This window comes from Streptomyces sp. NBC_00158, assembly GCF_045160885.1.
GTDB lineage: Bacteria > Actinomycetota > Actinomycetes > Streptomycetales > Streptomycetaceae > Streptomyces.
In genome coordinates, this window is record NZ_CP108161.1 from 4038978 (window position 1) to 4056599 (window position 17622).

The 17622-nt window shown below is 71.3% G+C and carries 17 protein-coding genes; 9 read left to right on the top strand and 8 right to left on the bottom strand.

Annotation, left to right across the window (positions count from 1 at the left end; genetic code table 11):
* Positions 1–25: 25 nt before the first annotated feature.
* Positions 26–748: a DedA family protein gene (locus OG553_RS18650; protein WP_405980070.1), complete on the top strand. Its 723-nt coding sequence runs from the start codon at positions 26–28 to the stop codon at positions 746–748.
* Between the two features lie 106 nt (positions 749–854).
* On the opposite strand, the gene OG553_RS18655 is transcribed toward OG553_RS18650, so the two are convergent.
* Together OG553_RS18655 and OG553_RS18660 are read right to left on the bottom strand one after the other, a co-directional pair.
* A complete protein-coding gene (locus OG553_RS18655; protein ID WP_405980071.1) occupies positions 855–2495 on the bottom strand; it encodes a threonine/serine exporter ThrE family protein in 1641 nt (546 codons plus the stop codon).
* A 161-nt stretch (positions 2496–2656) separates the two neighbouring features.
* Positions 2657–3151 carry an inorganic diphosphatase gene (locus tag OG553_RS18660; protein ID WP_045946146.1) on the bottom strand — a complete coding sequence of 165 codons (495 nt, stop codon included), beginning with the start codon at positions 3149–3151 and terminating at the stop codon, positions 2657–2659.
* Between the two features lie 152 nt (positions 3152–3303).
* Here OG553_RS18660 and dacB point away from each other — a divergent pair, with 152 nt between their 5' ends.
* The 7 genes from dacB to OG553_RS18695 all read left to right on the top strand — a co-directional run bounded on the left by dacB (position 3304) and on the right by OG553_RS18695 (position 11147).
* On the top strand, positions 3304–4749 hold the full coding sequence (gene dacB, locus OG553_RS18665) for a D-alanyl-D-alanine carboxypeptidase/D-alanyl-D-alanine-endopeptidase (protein ID WP_405980072.1): 1446 nt from the start codon (positions 3304–3306) through the stop codon (positions 4747–4749).
* A gap of 73 nt (positions 4750–4822) precedes the next feature.
* Complete coding sequence (locus tag OG553_RS18670) at positions 4823–5968, top strand: zinc-dependent metalloprotease (RefSeq protein ID WP_405980073.1); 1146 nt, start codon at positions 4823–4825, stop codon at positions 5966–5968.
* 196 nt (positions 5969–6164) lie between these two features.
* On the top strand, positions 6165–7193 hold the full coding sequence (gene tilS / locus OG553_RS18675; protein WP_405980074.1) for a tRNA lysidine(34) synthetase TilS: 1029 nt from the start codon (positions 6165–6167) through the stop codon (positions 7191–7193).
* Between the two features lie 65 nt (positions 7194–7258).
* On the top strand, positions 7259–7819 hold the full coding sequence (hpt, locus tag OG553_RS18680) for a hypoxanthine phosphoribosyltransferase (RefSeq protein ID WP_267034220.1): 561 nt from the start codon (positions 7259–7261) through the stop codon (positions 7817–7819).
* A 193-nt stretch (positions 7820–8012) separates the two neighbouring features.
* A complete protein-coding gene (gene ftsH, locus OG553_RS18685; RefSeq protein ID WP_405980075.1) occupies positions 8013–10046 on the top strand; it encodes an ATP-dependent zinc metalloprotease FtsH in 2034 nt (677 codons plus the stop codon).
* A gap of 94 nt (positions 10047–10140) precedes the next feature.
* Positions 10141–10749 (top strand): GTP cyclohydrolase I FolE, encoded by a 609-nt coding sequence (gene folE / locus OG553_RS18690; protein ID WP_007264872.1) that lies wholly within the window; start codon positions 10141–10143, stop codon positions 10747–10749.
* A 5-nt stretch (positions 10750–10754) separates the two neighbouring features.
* A complete protein-coding gene (locus OG553_RS18695; protein ID WP_405980076.1) occupies positions 10755–11147 on the top strand; it encodes a hypothetical protein in 393 nt (130 codons plus the stop codon).
* Positions 11148–11159: 12 nt separating this feature from the next.
* Here OG553_RS18695 and OG553_RS18700 read toward each other — a convergent pair whose 3' ends face one another.
* The 6 genes from OG553_RS18700 to OG553_RS18725 all read right to left on the bottom strand — a co-directional run bounded on the left by OG553_RS18700 (position 11160) and on the right by OG553_RS18725 (position 16347).
* On the bottom strand, positions 11160–11645 hold the full coding sequence (locus tag OG553_RS18700; protein ID WP_405980077.1) for a DUF3180 domain-containing protein: 486 nt from the start codon (positions 11643–11645) through the stop codon (positions 11160–11162).
* Positions 11646–11690: 45 nt separating this feature from the next.
* On the bottom strand, positions 11691–12299 hold the full coding sequence (gene folK / locus OG553_RS18705; protein WP_405980078.1) for a 2-amino-4-hydroxy-6-hydroxymethyldihydropteridine diphosphokinase: 609 nt from the start codon (positions 12297–12299) through the stop codon (positions 11691–11693).
* Positions 12296–12655 (bottom strand): dihydroneopterin aldolase, encoded by a 360-nt coding sequence (gene folB, locus OG553_RS18710; protein ID WP_030010912.1) that lies wholly within the window; start codon positions 12653–12655, stop codon positions 12296–12298. The genes folK and folB overlap by 4 nt, the downstream gene beginning before the upstream one ends.
* A 131-nt stretch (positions 12656–12786) precedes the next feature.
* A complete protein-coding gene (locus OG553_RS18715; protein ID WP_405980079.1) occupies positions 12787–13230 on the bottom strand; it encodes a nuclear transport factor 2 family protein in 444 nt (147 codons plus the stop codon).
* Positions 13231–13273: 43 nt separating this feature from the next.
* Complete coding sequence (gene folP, locus OG553_RS18720; protein WP_405980080.1) at positions 13274–14146, bottom strand: dihydropteroate synthase; 873 nt, start codon at positions 14144–14146, stop codon at positions 13274–13276.
* Positions 14147–14493: 347 nt separating this feature from the next.
* Positions 14494–16347, bottom strand: a complete 1854-nt coding sequence (locus OG553_RS18725; protein ID WP_405980081.1) for a phosphatidylglycerol lysyltransferase domain-containing protein — start codon at positions 16345–16347, stop codon at positions 14494–14496.
* A gap of 151 nt (positions 16348–16498) precedes the next feature.
* On the opposite strand from OG553_RS18725, the gene OG553_RS18730 reads away from it, so the two are divergent.
* Positions 16499–17608 carry an alpha/beta hydrolase gene (locus tag OG553_RS18730; protein ID WP_405980082.1) on the top strand — a complete coding sequence of 370 codons (1110 nt, stop codon included), beginning with the start codon at positions 16499–16501 and terminating at the stop codon, positions 17606–17608.
* The last annotated feature ends 14 nt before the right edge of the window (positions 17609–17622 follow it).

Sequence of the window (17622 nt, forward strand, 5' to 3'; positions counted from 1 at the left end):
CCCTGATCCAGGAGAGCCCGGAAACGTGGAACCCCTCTACACGCTTGCCCTCGGCCCCGAGTGGCTGTCCCCGGAGTACCTGATCGGGCACTTCGGCCTGATCGGCATCCTGGTCATCGTCTTCGCGGAATCGGGCTTCTTCGCGTTCCTGCCCGGCGACTCCCTGCTGTTCACGGCGGGCCTGTTCGTCGCCAGCGGCGACATCAGCCAGCCGCTGTGGCTGGTCTGCACGATGATCGCGGCCTCCGCGATCCTCGGTGACCAGGTGGGCTACCTGCTCGGCAAGTTCTTCGGCCCGAAGCTGTTCAACCGCCCGAACAGCAAGGTCTTCAAGAAGGAGAACCTGGACGCCGCGCACGACTTCATGGAGAAGCACGGCCCCAAGGCGATCGTGCTGGCCCGCTTCGTGCCGATCATCCGCACGTTCGCGCCCATGGTGGCCGGTGCGAGCGCCATGAAGTACCGGACCTTCCTGACCTTCAACGTGGTCGGCGGGATCCTCTGGGGCGCGGGCGTCACCGTCCTCGGCTACCAGCTGGGCCAGTTCGAGATCATCAAGAAGAACGTCGAGCCGATCTTCATCGGCATCGTGCTGATCTCGGTGATCCCGGTGATCTTCGAGGTGCTGAAGGCCCGCAAGGCCAAGAAGGCCGAGGCGGCCGCCGGCCCGGCGCAGCCCGGCTACCCGCAGCAGGACCAGCAGCAGCCGCCGGCCCCCGGCCAGCGCGGCCGCCACGCCAAGCGCTGAGGCCCCGGCCCCTGAAGAACCCCGCGTACGCCCCGGAGACGGCCCGTCTCCGGGGCGTACGCGTACCCGGCGTCACGCCGGGGGCCACGCGGGGCCCCCGGGCGGCTCAGAAGCCGCGGGTGCGCTTCGCCGCGGCCCGGCGCTTGGCCGCGCTGCGCGCCCCGGGGATCCGCATGAAGAGGCGCGAGCCCTCGGAGCCGAGGTTCACTCCGATCGCGATCGCGAGCGCGATGGCGGCGGCGTTGGTGAGCGAGGCGAGCCCCGCGTCGAGCCGGTTCTCGGCGATCGAGAGCAGCCCGTAGTACGTGGCCGAACCCGGCAGCAGAGGGCCGATCGCGGCCGTCACGTACGGCAGGGCTGAGGCGAACCGGTAGCGGGAGAAGAGCTGGCCGAACAGGCCGACCAGGCCGGCCGCGATGGCCGTGGACGGCACCGGCGGCAGTTCGGCGGCGCGCAGGGCGCCGAAGGTCACCCAGGCGACCCCGCCGTTGAGGGTCACGATCCACACGGTGGAGCGCTCCTGCTGGAGCAGGATCGCGAACGTGAACACCAGGACCATCGAGGCGAGGGTCTGGAGGACGGGGCGGTGCGGGATCTGGAGCACCTCGTCCGGGTTCGGCGAGGCGCCGAACTGGAGGCCCACGTAGATCACCACCAGTACGCCGACGATGATCCCGATGAAGAGGTACATGACCTCCAGCAGGCGGGCGGAGGCGGTGATGTAGAAGCCGGTCAGCCCGTCCTGCACGGCCGCGACCAGGGCCCGTCCTGGCAGCAGTGCGAACAGCCCGCCGGTGATCACGGCGGAGGCGCGGACGTCGAACTCGGCGATCTTCAGGGCCACGCCGATGGAGGCCGGAGGCATCGCGGCGACGACGAACTGGTAGAACTCGGGCAGCCCGCGGTCGGCGAACCACCAGGCGAGGCGGTCGCCGAGGACGGCTCCGAGGGCGGCGCAGAAGAAGACGGTCACCCCGCCGCCGACCAGCGTGGAGGCGGCCCCCGCGAGCAGTCCGGCGGCGGCGGTGAGCACCCAGGTGGGGTACGGGTGGCGGTTGCGCCGGATCACGGCGAGCCGGCGGTAGGCCTCCTCCAGGGAGACCTCGACCTCGGGCGCGCTGATGTCGTCGACCAGCCGGAAGACGGCGGCGAGGCGGGTGTAGTCGGTGCCGCGGCGGCGCACGGTGCGTTGCGCGGAGACGGGGTCACCGACCAGTGAGGGGTGGTGGGTGATGGACAGCAGGGTGAAGGTGACGGTGGGCTCGCAGCGGTCGAGCCCGTAGGAGCGGGCCACCGCGAACATCGCGGCCTCCACGTCCTCGGCGCCCTCGCCGCCCGCGAGCAGCAGCTCGCCGATGCGCAGGGTCAGGTCGAGCACGCGGCCCACGGCTGGGCCGGACTCGCTCTGCCGCTGGACCGCCTCGGGGACCGGCCGGACGTCCACCGGCATGCGCAGCATCGTCCGCATCCGGTCCTGCCAGGGGGAGGAGGCGGGGAAGCCGGGGGCCGGGAGCGGGGTGTAGGCGGGCGGGGACTGGCTGGCGCTGTAGGTGGCCGGGGCGGCGAAGGCGGAGCCCTCCGCCTCGGCGGCGGGCGGGGTGGTGCCCTCCGGCAGGGCGAACTCGGACGTGGGCTGGTCCTCGACCGGAACCTCAGGCTCCATCCCGGGTGGGGCAGTGAACGCGCTGCGCGCCTCGTCGGACTTCGGCTTCCGGTCCTCGGGACCGGGCCCTTCGGCCTCCGCCACGCATCCTCCCACCCTTGATCACCTGGCGGTATCAGTATGCGGAATCGTTTCGTCCGTGGCGAAGCGAGGCCGGGCCCGGGCCCGGCCCGGGAACGCCGCAGCGGGCGGCGCCCCCGTGGGGGTGCCGCCCGCTGCGGTCAGGCGTTACCGAGCTGCGGAGCTCAGTGGTGGCCGCCCTGGGCCTCAAGGCGCTTGAACGAGGCCTCGATCTCGGCCTCGGCCTCGGCGCGGCCGACCCAGTTCGCGCCCTCGACGGACTTGCCCGGCTCCAGGTCCTTGTAGACCTCGAAGAAGTGCTGGATCTCCAGGCGGTCGAACTCGGAGATGTGGTGGATGTCGCGCAGGTGCTCGACGCGCGGGTCGGAGGCCGGCACGCACAGCAGCTTGGCGTCGCCGCCCGCCTCGTCGGTCATGTTGAACATGCCGATCGCGCGGCACTTGATCAGGCAGCCCGGGAAGGTCGGCTCGTCGAGGATGACCAGCGCGTCCAGCGGGTCACCGTCCTCGCCGAGGGTGTTCTCGACGAAGCCGTAGTCCGTCGGGTAGCTGGTGGAGGTGAAGAGGCGACGGTCCAGACGGATCCGGCCGGTCTCGTGGTCCACCTCGTACTTGTTCCGCGAACCCTTGGGGATCTCGATGGTGACGTCGAACTCCACGTCCTGCTCCTCCATGATCAGCTCCGGCCCAGTGCCGAAGCTTGACTGCTTCGAGACGGCATTTGATTCAAATGCGCGCGCGTCCGGCCCAGCCTTGCGGGTGGGGTGCCATGCTCGCGGCAAGACGCAGTGATTAAGTGTCCCTCACGCATATGTGTGATCGCGAAAGGGGCTGGTCCGAGGTGCCGGTGGTCAAGACGTGGCAGCTCATCGCGGGGTCGGCCGTCGCCGGCCTCGCCCTGTCGGCTGCGATGGTGGCCACCGCCGGTCCCTGGGACTCCGGCCAGCGTAAGGCCGAGCGGGACAGGGCCGCCTCCCGGAGCCGGACGGGTGGCGCAGATCACGCCGCCGGGGGGCTGCCGCAGGCCGCGCCCAGTGCTCCCGGGGTGCTGCCGGGCCTCGCACCGCGCGCGAACACCGGCGCCGCCGCGCTCGCCGGGGCCCTGGCGCCCCTGCTGGCGGATCCCGGGCTCGGCACCGCGCGCGGGGCCTCGGTGGTCGACGTCGCCACGGGGCAGGTGCTCTACGAGTCCGGGGCGGGCGATCCCATGACCCCGGCCTCCACCGTCAAGATCGCCACCGCGAGCGCCGCCCTGGCCGCGCTCGGCCCCGAACACCGGATCCGGACCACCGTGACGCCCGGAGCCGGCCCCGGGGAGATCGTCCTGGTCGGCGGCGGCGACCCCTCCCTCACCGCCAAGAAGAAGAGCCCCGCCGGCGTCGGCGGCAGCCTCGTCGCCCTCGCCGCCGACACCGCCCAGGCCCTCAAGGCCGCCGGTACCGACACCGTGACCCTCGGCTACGACGACTCCCTGTACACCGGGGCCGTCCTCCACCCCAACCCCACGGGCCGCGTCGACAACATCGCGCCCGTCAGCGCCCTCACCGCCGACGAGGGCCGCCTCGACGACTCCACCGCCGGGACCGCCGCGCGCACCGACGACCCGTCCAAGGACACCGCCCGGGCCTTCGCGGCCCTGCTGCGCGACCGCGGCGTCAAGGTCAACGGGGAACCCGGAAAGGCGAAGGCCCCCGCCGGGGCCCAGCCGCTGGCCACCACCTACTCCACCCCCCTCGCCGGGCTCGTCGAGCGGATGCTGACCAACAGCGACAACGACATCGCCGAGGCCCTCGCCCGCCAGACCGCCATCGCCGCGGGCCAGCCCGCGAGCTTCGAGGGCGCCGAGAAGGCCGTCACCGACAAGCTGGCCTCCCTCGGCCTCGACCTCAAGGGCACCCGCTTCGCCGACGGCAGCGGCCTCAACGGCGCCGACAAGGTCACCGCCCGCCTCCTGACCGGACTCCTTGCCAAGGCCGCCGACCCCCGCCGCCCCGAGCTGCGGCCGGTCCTCACCGGGCTGCCCGTCGCCGGCTTCACGGGCACCCTGAGCGGCCGCAACGCCGGCTCCTCCCCGGCCGCCGGCCTGCTCCGGGCCAAGACCGGCACCCTCACCGGGGTGAACACCCTCGCCGGCACCGTCGTCGACCCGTCCGGACGGCTGGTCGCCTTCGCGTTCCTGGCCGGCAACACGGCAGACAAGCTCCCCGCGGAGAAGGGCCTCGACAAACTGGCCGCCGCCGTCGCCGGAACCCCCTGACCCACAGGGGGATCCTCCCCCAAACTCCGTCCGGGGGGACCCCCAGCGGCGCGGGTCCACGTACGGTTGACGCATGACGAGCATCGGTGGTGCGGAGATGGTCGACTGGAACCTCGCGGTGGCGACCGCGACCCGGCTGGTCAGGCCGGGTCCGGAAGTCAGCCGCGACGAGGCCCGGGCCGTGGTGGCGGAACTCCGCCGGCACGCCAGGACCTCCGAGGAGCACGTGCGCGCGTTCACCCGGATGCTCCCCGAGGGCTCCCCCCTCCCCGACACCCCCGTCCTCGTCGTCGACCGGGCCGGCTGGGTCAAGGCCAACGTCGCGGGCTTCCGCGAACTCCTCGGCCCGCTCCTCGGCAAGATGCAGGACCGCCGCTCCGCCACCCCCGGCGGCGCCGTCATCGGCGCCGTCGGCGGCAAGGTCACCGGCGTCGAGCTGGGCATGCTGCTCAGCTTCCTGTCCTCCCGCGTGCTCGGCCAGTACGAGACCTTCGCGCCCGCCGGCCCCGACCTGCCCGGAGGCACCGCCGCCGGCGGCCGGCTGCTGCTCGTCGCGCCGAACATCGTCCACGTCGAACGCGAGCTGGAGGTGGACCCGCACGACTTCCGGCTCTGGGTCTGCCTGCACGAGGAGACCCACCGCACCCAGTTCACCGCCGTCCCCTGGCTGCGCGCACACCTGGAGGGCGAGATCCAGACCTTCCTCGGCGCCACCGAGATGGAGCCGGGCGCCGTACTGGAACGCCTGCGCGAGGCCGTCCAGTCCTTCGCCGGAGCCCGGGCCGAGGGCGAACGCGGAGACGAGGGCCCCTCGCTCGTCGAACTCGTCCAGACCCCCGAACAGCGCGAGGTCCTCGCCCGGCTCACCGCCGTCATGTCCCTGCTGGAGGGCCACGCCGACTTCGTCATGGACGGCGTCGGCCCCGAGGTCGTCCCCTCCGTCGCCGAGATCCGCGAGAAGTTCCAGCAGCGCCGGGCCAGCGGCGCGGGCCGCCTCGACGCCGCCCTGCGCAAGCTCCTGGGCCTCGACGCCAAGCTGCGCCAGTACCGCGACGGCGAGCGCTTCGTACGGGCCGTCGTCGGCCAGGTCGGCATGGACGGCTTCAACCGGGTCTGGACCTCGCCCAACACCCTGCCGACCAAGTCCGAGATCGCCCGGCCCGCGGAATGGGTCGCCCGGGTCCACCGCAAGGGGGGCGCGCAGAGCGAAGAGAGGTGAATCAGGAGGCGTAAACATGTCTCACTGGGGGAAGCAGCATCACCCTTCCGAGGGACCGTGAGCCGTGGAAGGGCGTGCGATGCTCGGGGAACGGCTCGGTTCTGTCACCATCGACGCACTCTGAGTGACATTCCGCATCTCCCCCGCGCAACACCCGAAGCCTCCGAGCATCCGAACTCCACGAAGGGCACCGGACATGGGTCCCCATCCTGCGGTCGCGGCGATACGCCTGGCGGTCCGCCGCGTACTCCACGACGTCCTCACCGACCTCACCGACATCCCCCGCCCCCGCACGCCGGGCACCCAGCCCCTCGTCCTCGTCGCCTGCTCCGGCGGCGCGGACTCCATGGCGCTGGCCTCCGCCCTCGCCTTCGAGGCACCCAAGCTCGGCATCCGGGCGGGCGGCATCACCGTCGACCACGGCCTCCAGGTCGGCTCCGACCTGCGCGCCGCGGAGGTCGTGACCCGCATGACCGCGCTCCGCCTCGACCCGGTGGAGTCCGTCGCCGTGAGCGTCGGCCGCGAGGGCGGACCCGAGGCCGCGGCCCGCGACGCCCGCTACGCCGCCCTGGACGAGGCCGCGGACCGGCTCGGAGCCTGCGCCGTGCTGCTCGGCCACACCCGTGACGACCAGGCTGAAACCGTCCTGCTGGGCCTCGCCCGCGGCTCCGGCATCCGCTCGCTCTCCGGCATGGCCGAGGTCTCGGGGGGTCCCGGCCGCACCAACCGCTACCGGCGGCCCTTCCTCCAGGTCGACCGGCAGACCGCCCGCAAGGCCTGCATGGTCCAGTCCCTGCCCGTCTGGGACGACCCGCACAACCTCGACCCCGCCTACACCCGCTCCCGGCTGCGCCACGAGGGACTGCCCGCCCTGGAGAAGGCGCTCGGCAAGGGAGTCGTGGAAGCCCTCGCCCGCACCGCCCAGCTCTCCCGCGACGACGCCGACGCCCTCGACGCCTGGGCCGCCGACGCCGAGGCGGGCGTGCGCGACGAGGACGGCCGCCTGGAGTGCGCCAAGTTGTACGCGCTGCCCCCGGCCGTCCGCCGCAGGGTGCTGCGCCGGGCCGTGGTCGCGGCGGGCTCTCCCGCCGGCTCGCTCTTCGCCCGCCACATCGAGGAAGTCGACCGCCTCATCACCGGATGGCGGGGCCAGGGCGCCATCAACCTGCCCGGCCGCGTCGAGGCCCAGCGGCAGGGTGGCAGACTTGTCATCCGGCAGGGCTGATTGGTGCTGAAACACGGCTGAGTCCTCCGGGGGCACCCCCGGAGCCCCGGCCGACAACGAAAGTGATGCGGGTGGACGAGAAGGACATGGGCAGCGACCTCCAGTCGGTGCTCATCACCAAGGAAGAGATCGACGCGAAGCTGGCCGAGCTGGCCGCGAAGATCGACGCGGAGTACGCGGGCAAGGACCTGCTCATCGTCGGTGTGCTCAAGGGCGCCGTGATGGTGATGGCGGACCTGGCGCGCGCCTTGTCCACCCCGCTCACCATGGACTGGATGGCGGTGTCCTCGTACGGCGCCGGGACCCAGTCCTCGGGCGTGGTGCGGATCCTCAAGGACCTCGACACCGACATCAAGGACAAGCACGTCCTGATCGTCGAGGACATCATCGACTCGGGCCTGACCCTGTCGTGGCTGCTGTCGAACCTCGGCTCCCGCCAGCCGGCCTCCCTCAAGGTCGTCACGCTGCTGCGCAAGCCCGAGGCCGCGAAGGTCGCGATCGACGTCGAGTGGGTCGGCTTCGACATCCCCAACGAGTTCGTCGTCGGCTACGGCCTCGACTACGCGGAGAAGTACCGCAACCTGCCGTTCGTCGGCACGCTCGCCCCGCACGTGTACGGCGGCTGAACCCCGGTCGTCACCGCGATCGCCCTCGGGGGAACCCGGGGGCGATTCCCGCCGTTGGAGGAGAAGGCGGGTCTGTCAGCCGTCCCACGGGGCCGCGGGTGACAATACAGAGGTACATTCCGAAGAACAGTCTTTACTCACAGCAGCATTTACCTACGGGCAGGAGGGACGGGGTGCCCGGCACCCCGTATGGATGGACGTGAAGCGATACTTCCGTGGGCCGGTCATGTGGATCGTGCTGGCCGTCCTCGCCGTGGTCGTGTTGATGAACGTCGTCGGCTCCGGCGGCGGCTACAAGTCGGTGGAGACCAGCGAGGTCATCAAGGCGATCAACAGTGGCCAGGTGGACAGCGCCAAGCTGACCACCGGTGACAGCCAGATGATCAAGATCGAGCTGAAGAAGGGCCAGAAGCTCGGCAACAACAGCGGCACCAAGTTCCAGGCCAACTACATCGGGGACCAGGGCGTCCAGCTCGCCCAGAACCTCCAGAACAAGTACGAAGCCGGTCAGATCCCGGACGGCTACTCCGTCACGCCGGACAAGACCAGCCCGTTCCTGAGCGTGCTGCTCTCGCTCCTGCCCTTCGTGCTCATCGTCGTCGTCTTCCTGTTCCTGATGAACCAGATGCAGGGCGGCGGCTCCCGGGTCATGAACTTCGGCAAGTCCAAGGCGAAGCTCATCACCAAGGACACCCCGAAGACGACGTTCGCCGACGTCGCGGGCTCGGACGAGGCCGTCGAGGAACTCCACGAGATCAAGGAGTTCCTCCAGGAGCCGGCGAAGTTCCAGGCCGTCGGCGCCAAGATCCCCAAGGGCGTGCTGCTCTACGGCCCGCCCGGCACCGGCAAGACCCTGCTCGCGCGCGCCGTCGCGGGCGAGGCCGGCGTCCCCTTCTACTCGATCTCCGGATCCGACTTCGTCGAGATGTTCGTCGGTGTCGGTGCCTCGCGCGTCCGCGACCTGTTCGAGCAGGCCAAGGCCAACGCGCCGGCGATCGTCTTCGTCGACGAGATCGACGCCGTCGGCCGGCACCGCGGTGCGGGTCTCGGCGGCGGCCACGACGAGCGCGAGCAGACCCTCAACCAGCTCCTGGTCGAGATGGACGGCTTCGACGTGAAGGGCGGCGTCATCCTGATCGCCGCCACGAACCGCCCCGACATCCTCGACCCGGCACTGCTGCGCCCGGGCCGTTTCGACCGGCAGATCGCGGTCGACCGCCCCGACATGCAGGGCCGTCTGGAGATCCTCAAGGTCCACCAGAAGGGCAAGCCGGTCGCACCGGACGTCGACCTCTCGGCCGTCGCCCGCCGCACCCCCGGCTTCACGGGTGCCGATCTCTCCAACGTGCTGAACGAGGCGGCCCTGCTGACCGCCCGCTCGGACAAGAAGCTGATCGACAACCACATGCTGGACGAGGCGATCGACCGCGTCGTGGCGGGCCCGCAGAAGCGGACCCGGATCATGTCGGACAAGGAAAAGAAGATCACCGCGTACCACGAGGGCGGACACGCCCTGGTCGCGGCGGCCTCCCCGAACTCCGACCCGGTCCACAAGATCACCATCCTGTCCCGTGGCCGGGCCCTGGGTTACACCATGGTCCTGCCCGACGAGGACAAGTACTCGACCACGCGCAACGAGATGCTCGACCAGCTCGCCTACATGCTGGGCGGGCGCGCGGCGGAGGAACTGGTCTTCCACGACCCGACCACCGGCGCCGCGAACGACATCGAGAAGGCCACGGCGACGGCCCGCGCGATGGTCACCCAGTACGGCATGACCGAGCGCCTCGGCGCGATCAAGTTCGGCGGGGACAACACCGAGCCGTTCCTGGGCCGCGAGATGTCGCACCCGCGGGACTACTCGGAAGAGGTCGCGGCGCTGGTCGACGAAGAGGTCAAGAAGCTCATCGAGACCGCGCACAACGAGGCCTGGGAGATCCTGGTCGAGAACCGGGACGTCCTGGACAACCTCGTCCTCGCGCTCCTGGAGAAGGAGACGCTGGGCAAGGAGGAGATCGCCGAGGTCTTCTCCACGATCGTGAAGCGCCCGGCACGCCCGGCGTGGACCGGTTCGTCCCGCCGCACCCCCTCCACCCGTCCGCCGGTGCTCTCTCCCAAGGAGCTCCAGCTGACGAACTCCGCGAACGGCACCTCGGCGGCAGCCGCGGCACCGGTCTCCACGGAGAAGGGCGTCGAGGTGGCCCCTGAGGACCGCCCCGAAGCCTGACCACCCGGAATGGAAGCCGCGCCCCCCAGGTTCTAGCCTGGGGGGCGCGGCACATTTGTACGAAGCCGCGCGTGCGCACAGGAACGAGGATGAGATGACCGACCCAGTGACCCTGACCGGCGGCGAGGGCACGATCGGCGAGTTCGACGAGAAGCGCGCCGAGGCGGCCGTCCGCGAGCTCCTGATCGCGGTCGGCGAGGACCCGGACCGCGAAGGGCTCCTGGAGACCCCGGCGCGCGTCGCGCGGGCGTACAAGGAGATATTCGCCGGCCTCTACCAGAAGCCCGAAGAGGTCCTGACCACGACGTTCGACCTCGGCCACGACGAGATGGTCCTGGTGAAGGACATCGAGGTCATGTCCAGCTGTGAACACCACCTGGTCCCCTTCCACGGTGTGGCCCACGTCGGCTACATCCCGTCCACCGACGGCAAGATCACCGGCCTGTCCAAGCTGGCCCGCCTGGTGGACGTCTTCGCCCGCCGCCCCCAGGTCCAGGAGCGGCTGACCACGCAGATCGCCGACTCCCTCATGGAGATCCTCGACCCGCGCGGCTGCATCGTGGTCATCGAATGCGAGCACATGTGCATGACCATGCGCGGTGTCCGCAAGCCCGGCGCCAAGACCATCACCTCGGCCGTCCGCGGCCAGCTCCGCGACCCCGCGACCCGCAACGAGGCCATGAGCCTGATCATGGCGCGCTGAGCCCCGTGACGGAGCCGGCGGCCGGGGAGGCCGTCTGGGAGCCGCTGAGCGAGGACGTCAGGCGCACCCTGGAGCTGCTGCTGGAGGGCGCGTCCGACGTACACCGGGCCCTGCGGGCGCAGATCCCGCACGCCGAGATGAGCGACAGCGGCTGCTCCTGCCCCTGCGTGTACCTGCGGGTGGACGCGGACGCCGACGCCGTGCCGGCCGCGCCGACGGGCCGGAGCTTCGGCCCCGTGGCGGGGGCCTCCCTGCTCGGCCCGGACGGCGGCTACGACGGCGAGGCGACCCTGTTCGCCTTCGAGGGCGCCCTGGCGGACCTCCAGTTCTGCGACTGGGAGGACCGGGGCCCCGGGCCGCGCCCCCTGTGGGAGTGGCTCGGGCACGTGTACCAGTAGCCCCGGCCGGGCTCAGGCCGCGGCGCGGGCCTTGGTCGGGTCGTCGTCCTCGGGGAGCTTCAGGACGCGCTCCAGGAACAGCGCGGCGGCGATCACGGCCGCGCCGGCGAGGACCGAGCCGCCCGCGTACCAGGCCTGGTCGCGGCGGGCCGGGACGTCCATCGCGTCGGTGAGCAGGAAGACGCCCACGCCGCCGTACATGCCCGCGACGAGGGCCGCGACCAGGGCGCTCGCCTGGCCGAAGACCACCGCCCGGGCCGCCATCAGCGGCTCCACGCCCTTCGCGCCCGGGCGGCGCTCCCGCTGGGCCTTCAGGCGGGCGCGCATCGACAGGGCCGTCGCCAGCAGGACGACGGCGATCACCGCCAGGACGATCGGCGCGGCCAGTGGGACGCCCGGCAGGGTGCCGTACGCGTTCCACAGGCGGGCGCCCGCCCAGGACAGCACCCCGGCGATGGCGAAGATGCCCGCCAGAACCGCCGGCCTCAGTTGCTTCACTTGCCCGTCCCCTGTTCAGTGGCTGCTACCTGAACACGCTAACGGCTACTCCGGCAGGCGGAGTTCCAGGTCGGTGCGTGCCGTGACACCGGTGAGGCCGATCGCGGCCAGCAGCTCCGCGACGGGGCCGCGGCCGGGCAGCTGCGCCCCGGGGTCGATGTCGTTCCAGGGGGCCAGCACGAAGGAGCGCAGGTGCGCCCGGGGGTGCGGGAGGGTGAGGACGGGGTCGTCGGAGACCACCTCGGCGTACGTCACGATGTCGACGTCGATCGTGCGCGGCCCCCAGCGCTCCTCGCGGACGCGGTCGAAGGCCTCCTCGATCGCGTGCGCCCGCTCCAGCAGGGAGGAGGGCGGCAGCGTGGTCTTCAGCGCGACGACGGCGTTCAGGTACGAGGGCTGCGAGCCGGGCTCGACGCCCCACGGCTCCGTCTCGTAGACCGGGGAGACGGCCTTGACCCGCAGCCCCGGGGTGTCGCCGAGGGCGTCGATGGCGCCCTGGAGGGTGTCCAGGCGGTTGCCGAGGTTCGCGCCGAGCGCGACGACGGCCCATTTGGGGTTGGACAGGGTGGTGTCCGCCGCGTCGACCGCCTCGACGACGGAGGCGGGTACCGGCTGGACGGTGGGGTCGCTCTGGGCGTTCAGTCCGTTGTTCATGCGCGGCTCCGGGTGATCGTGATGGTCACGTCGTCGAAGGGCACGGTGATCGGCGCGTCCGGCTTGTGGACGACGACCTCCACCTGTGCCACCGCCTCGTGCTTGAGGCACTGCTGGGCGATCCGCTCGGCGAGGGTCTCGATCAGGTCCACGGGCTCGCCCTGGACCACGTCCACGACCTCCTCGGCCACGACGCCGTAGTGCACGGTCTTGGCCAGGTCGTCACCGGCCGCGGCCGGGCGGGTGTCCAGGTGCAGCACGAGGTCGACGATGAAGGTCTGGCCCTCTTCGCGCTCCCGGGGGAAGACGCCGTGGTGCCCGCGAGCCTTGAGGCCGCGCAGCGCGACACGATCCACGCGAATCACTCCTGCTTTCGTAGGTGCTTCCGGTCCCGGGACTCCCCGGGGCCATGGGCCTACGCCGAGTGCGGTCGGCGTCGTCCACCTTCGAATTTACCTGCGATAAACCTCGGGCCCCGCCCTTGGGGTCAGCCGGAGCCCTCTTCTTCCTCGTCATCGGAGTCCGTGAGCACCGGAGAACCGTGGTGGGACCAGAGGCGCCAGCCCTGCGGTGTGCGTCGGAACACATTCGTGGCGACGACCAGCTGGCCGACCAGCGGGCCCAGCTCCCCGGCCTCCGGGGCCGGGCCCCCGCTGAGGATGTTCTCCGTGCACGTGACCAGGGCGGTGTCACCTATGAGGGCCACCTTGGTGTCGGTCAGGAAGAACTGGATGTACTCGGTGTGGGACATGATCAGGGCGTACGAGCGCAGCACCTCGCCCCGCCCCGAGAGCACCGGCCAGCCGGGGTGGACGCAGGAGATCTCGTCCTCCAGCCAGAGCGCCGACAGCGTGTCGAAGTCCCCCTGCTCCATGGCCGCGTAGAAGGCCGTGTTGGCCTCTTCGACGGCTTCGATGTCGCTACGGCTCACCGTGCCCCTTCCCTGTACGTCCGGCGGGTGTGCGTCGTGCGGCTCAAAGAGCCCCTTCCACGGCACGGGCCACCCGAACCGCGTCCGCGGTCGCCCGTACCTCGTGCACCCGTACGGCCCAGGCGCCCTGGTGCGCGGCGATGGCGGAGACGGCGGCCGTGGCGGCGTCCCGCTCGCGGGCCGGCGGCGGGGCGGTGTCGGCGGCGCCGGCCAGGACCCGGCCGAGGAAGCGCTTGCGGGAGGCGGCGACGAGGAGCGGGAAGCCGAGGGCGCGCAGCTCGGGGAGGCGGGCGACGAGGGCCAGGTCGTGCTCGGCGTTCTTGGCGAAGCCGAGGCCGGGGTCGACGACGATCCGCTCGGGGGCGATGCCGCCGGAGACGACGGCGTCGATGCGGGCGCGGAGCTCGGCGGTGACCTCCGCGAGGACGTCGTCGTAGACGGCGAGGCTGTTCATGTTGTCGCTGAAGCCGCGCCAGTGCATGACCACGAAGGGGACCTCGGCGGCGGCGACGGCGGGGATCATGCCGGGGTCGGCGAGGCCGCCGCTGACGTCGTTGACGAGGCGGGCGCCGGCGGCGACGGCCTGTTCGGCGACGGCCGCGCGCATGGTGTCGACGGAGACGGCGACGCCCTCGGAGGCCAGGCCCCGGACGACGGGCACGACCCGGCGGAGCTCTTCCTCGGCGTCGACGCGGGTGGCTCCGGGGCGGGTGGACTCGCCGCCGACGTCGACGAGGTCGGCGCCCTGGGCGACGAGTTCGAGCCCGCGCTTGACGGCGGCGGTGGTGTCGAACCACCGGCCGCCGTCGGAGAAGGAGTCCGGGGTGACGTTGACGACGCCCATGACCGCGCAGCGGTCCCAGTCGGGCAGCCCTGTGACGATGCCCCTGGGGGCCGGCCCGAGGTTGCTGTTCATGGGCTCCAGGGTAGAGCCCCTGCCCTTGCCGGGCGGCTGTGCGGTGGGGCTGCGCCGCCCGTGGGGGCGGGGCGGGGCCGGTGTCCGTGGCCGGGGCCGGTGGGCGAGTGCGGGTGGGTGGGCCGCTGCGCGGGGCGAGGTCCCCTACCCGCCCTTCGCCCGTTCCCCGGGGCTGCGCCCCGGACCCCCTGGGCTCCGCCCCCGGGCCCCCACGCCTCAAACGCCGGCGGGGCTGGAAGATCCAGCCCCGCCGGCGTTTGAGGCGCGGGTCCGGGCAGCGCCCGGGGAACGGTGGAAGGGCGGGTAGGGGAACAGCCCCGCAGGGCTCCACTACCCCCCGGGAGGGGTTACGCGGCTTGGACTTCCCGGTCCTGCTGCGCCGGCACCTTGGCCTCGTGGACCGTGTGCGTGCAGGTGCGGACCGGCTTCGGGCGGCGGCGGCTCGCGAAGAGGCGGGGGAGGGCCAGCGTCACGAAGCCCTCCGCCTGCATCACGGCGAAGCCGATGCGCGGCAGGTCGCGGTGGTGGCGGTAGACCATGAAGCGCGGCTCCCAGCGGGGGCGGAACTTCTCGTTGAACTTGTACAGCGACTCGATCTGGAACCAGCGCGAGAGGAACACGAGCAGGCCGCGCCAGGCCCGCAGGACCGGTCCGGCGCCGATCTTCTCGCCGCGGGCCAGGGCCGCGCGGAACATCGCGAAGTTCAGGGAGACCTTCTCGATCTTCAGCTCGGGGGCCTGCTGGAGGGAGGCGACGATCAGCAGTTCGTTCATGCCGGGGTCGGCTCCGCGGTCGCGGCGCATCATCTCCAGCGACATGCCGTCCGGGCCCCACGGCACGAAGTGCTGGATGGCCTTGAGGTCGCCGAAGGGGCTGGTGTCGCCCTCCTCGACGCGGTGGGCGGTGGCGATGATGCAGTCGCCGTCGCCCGGGTCGCCGATCCGGCCCAGGGCCATGGAGAAGCCGCGCTCGGTGTCGGTGCCGCGCCAGGCCTCGGCCGCGCCGCGCACCTGGGACAGCTCGAACTCGTTCAGCTCGCTGACCCGCCGGACCTTGGTGGTGTATCCGTTGCGCTCGATCCGCTTGACCATCTGGCGGACGTTGCGCATCGGGCGGCCCGCGAGGGAGAAGTCTTTGACGTCGACGATGGCCTCGTCGCCGAGTTCCAGGGCGTCCAGGCCGGTCTCGCGGGTCCAGACCTCGCCGCCGGTCTCGCTGCAGCCGACGACGGCGGGGGTCCAGGAGTGGGCCTTGGCCTCCTCCATGAACCGCTCGATGGCGCCGGGCCAGGCCTCGACGTCGCCGACCGGGTCGCCGGAGGCGAGCATCACGCCGGAGACGACGCGGTAGGTGACGGCGGCCTTGCCGCTGGGGGAGAAGACGACGGCCTTGTCGCGGCGGAGCGCGAAGTGGCCGAGGGAGTCGCGGCCGCCGTGCCTGGTGAGCAGCTCGCGCAGCTTCTCCTCGTCGGCGGGGGTGAGCCGGGCGGCCGGGTGCTCGGGGCGGAAGGCCAGGTAGATGGTGGTGACGGCGGTCAGCATGCCGAGGGCGCCGAGGGAGTATCCGACGGTCCAGGACACCCGGCCGGCGTAGTCGACGGGGCCCTCGAAGCCGAAGAGGCCGTAGACGACGTGGGTGATCTGCTCGTACAGGCTGGGGCGGCCGACGACCTTGCCCGGGTGCACGTTGACGATGACGAGGCCGAGGCCGATGGAGCCGGCGCTCATCAGGACGAAGTTGGCCAGGGCCTTCCAGCGGCTGCGCGGGTCCGGCAGGGCCTTGAATTCACCCTGGTGGCGGACGAGCAGCGCGAGGAGCACCGCCGAGATGACCACGCCGATGACCGAGTGGCGGTACGCGAACTGCGCGACGGCGCCGGCGGGCAGCAGGATGACGGAGGCCCGCCATGCGCGGCGCTTGCGGCGCTTGAGACCGTGCGCGAGGAGCAGGATGAGCACGCCCGCGCTGATGGAGAGGGCCGCGGCGAAGGGGCCCAGGGAGCCGGGCAGCACCTCGGTGACCGCGTGGATCCGGCTGTGGCGGAATCGCGGGAAGACGCCCGCCGCGATGTCCAGAAGGCCGACGATCATGACGGCCGTACCTACGAGACCGGGCACCGACTCCGGTCGTGGTCCGCGGAAGATTCGCCGGACCGTACTCGGAACCTGTCCCGACTTATCGCCATCTATCCTGCTAGACATCGCTTCCCGTTGCTCCGCGAGAGATCATGTGGCCGAAGGCCGTGACAGCCTCCGGAGTGTGGTGCGTCCACTAGGACGACATCGGCGGGGAGCGGGTTCACTCTTCCGTCGGAAATTTCCGTCCTGCCATCAGAAAGTCGACTGACTGCTCATGGGTCTCACCAGTAATACGGTTCTGGTCCTGGCCATCATCGCGGGCGTGGCCCTGTTCGCGGTCACGGTCTGGGCCTGGCCGAAGCTCTCGGGGCGCGGCGTGCGCGCGGTTCTCGGCCGGATCGGCCTGCTGCTCGCGACCCAGCTGGCGCTGTTCTCGGCAGTCGGTCTCGGGGCGAACAAGTCGTTCCTCTTCTACGGCTCGTGGGCGGACCTGTTCGGCCAGGAGACGTCGATCGGCAAGGTCGTCGACCACTCGATGAGCAGCAAGGACATCAAGGTCCTCGACAAGCAGCAGCTGGACGTGCCCGGCGGCGGCAAGCCGCAGGTCGGCGGGCAGATCCTGAAAGTGGCCATAACCGGCCCGAAGTCGAAGATAACGAGCCCCGGCTACGTGTGGCTGCCGCCGGAGTACTTCCAGCCGCAGCACAAGGACCAGAACTTTCCGGCTTCGATCGTCCTGACGGGCTACCCGGGCACCGCCGAGAACCTGATCAAAGGGCTGAACTACCCGATGACGGCCTTCAAGCAGGCCAAGGCGGGCAAGATGAAGCCGATGATCCTGGTCATGCTGCGGCCGACCATCGCGCCGCCGCGCGACACCGAGTGCGTGGACATACCCGAGGGCCCGCAGACCGAGACGTTCTTCGCGCAGGACCTGCCGCAGGCCATCCAGTCCACCTTCCGGGTGGGCAAGAAGCCGCAGAACATGGGCTTCATCGGCAACTCGACGGGCGGCTACTGCGCCCTGAAGATCGCCGCGCACCACCCGCAGACCTTCGGCGCGGGCGTGGGCCTGTCCGCCTACTACAAGGCCGCGGACGACGCGACGACCGGTGACCTGTTCCACGGCGACGCCAAGCTGAAGGCCCGCGCGGACGTCCTGCAGAGCATGCAGGACAAGAAGCCGGCCGGTACGTCCTTCCTGGTCACGACCAGTGAGAAGGGCGAGGACAACCTGAACGACACCAAGAAGTTCATCAAGCTGGTCAAGGGCCCGGACCGGGTCTCCTCGATCGTCCTCGACAGCGGCGGCCACAACTTCAACACCTGGCGCCGCGAGATCCCGCCGATGCTGGTGTGGCTGAGCGGCCGCCTCCAGGCCTGAGACCCGTGCTCGCG

Coding starts and splice junctions, on each gene's coding strand:
- folE (WP_007264872.1), top strand. CDS start 10,141: ATGACCGACCCAGTGACCCTGACCGGCGGCGAGGGCACGATCGGCGAG.
- ftsH (WP_405980075.1), top strand. CDS start 8,013: ATGGACGTGAAGCGATACTTCCGTGGGCCGGTCATGTGGATCGTGCTG.
- dacB (WP_405980072.1), top strand. CDS start 3,304: ATGTGTGATCGCGAAAGGGGCTGGTCCGAGGTGCCGGTGGTCAAGACG.
- hpt (WP_267034220.1), top strand. CDS start 7,259: ATGCGGGTGGACGAGAAGGACATGGGCAGCGACCTCCAGTCGGTGCTC.
- tilS (WP_405980074.1), top strand. CDS start 6,165: ATGGGTCCCCATCCTGCGGTCGCGGCGATACGCCTGGCGGTCCGCCGC.
- OG553_RS18725 (WP_405980081.1), bottom strand. CDS start 16,347: ATGTCTAGCAGGATAGATGGCGATAAGTCGGGACAGGTTCCGAGTACG.
- OG553_RS18730 (WP_405980082.1), top strand. CDS start 16,499: ATGGGTCTCACCAGTAATACGGTTCTGGTCCTGGCCATCATCGCGGGC.
- folP (WP_405980080.1), bottom strand. CDS start 14,146: ATGAACAGCAACCTCGGGCCGGCCCCCAGGGGCATCGTCACAGGGCTG.
- folK (WP_405980078.1), bottom strand. CDS start 12,299: ATGAACAACGGACTGAACGCCCAGAGCGACCCCACCGTCCAGCCGGTA.
- OG553_RS18670 (WP_405980073.1), top strand. CDS start 4,823: ATGACGAGCATCGGTGGTGCGGAGATGGTCGACTGGAACCTCGCGGTG.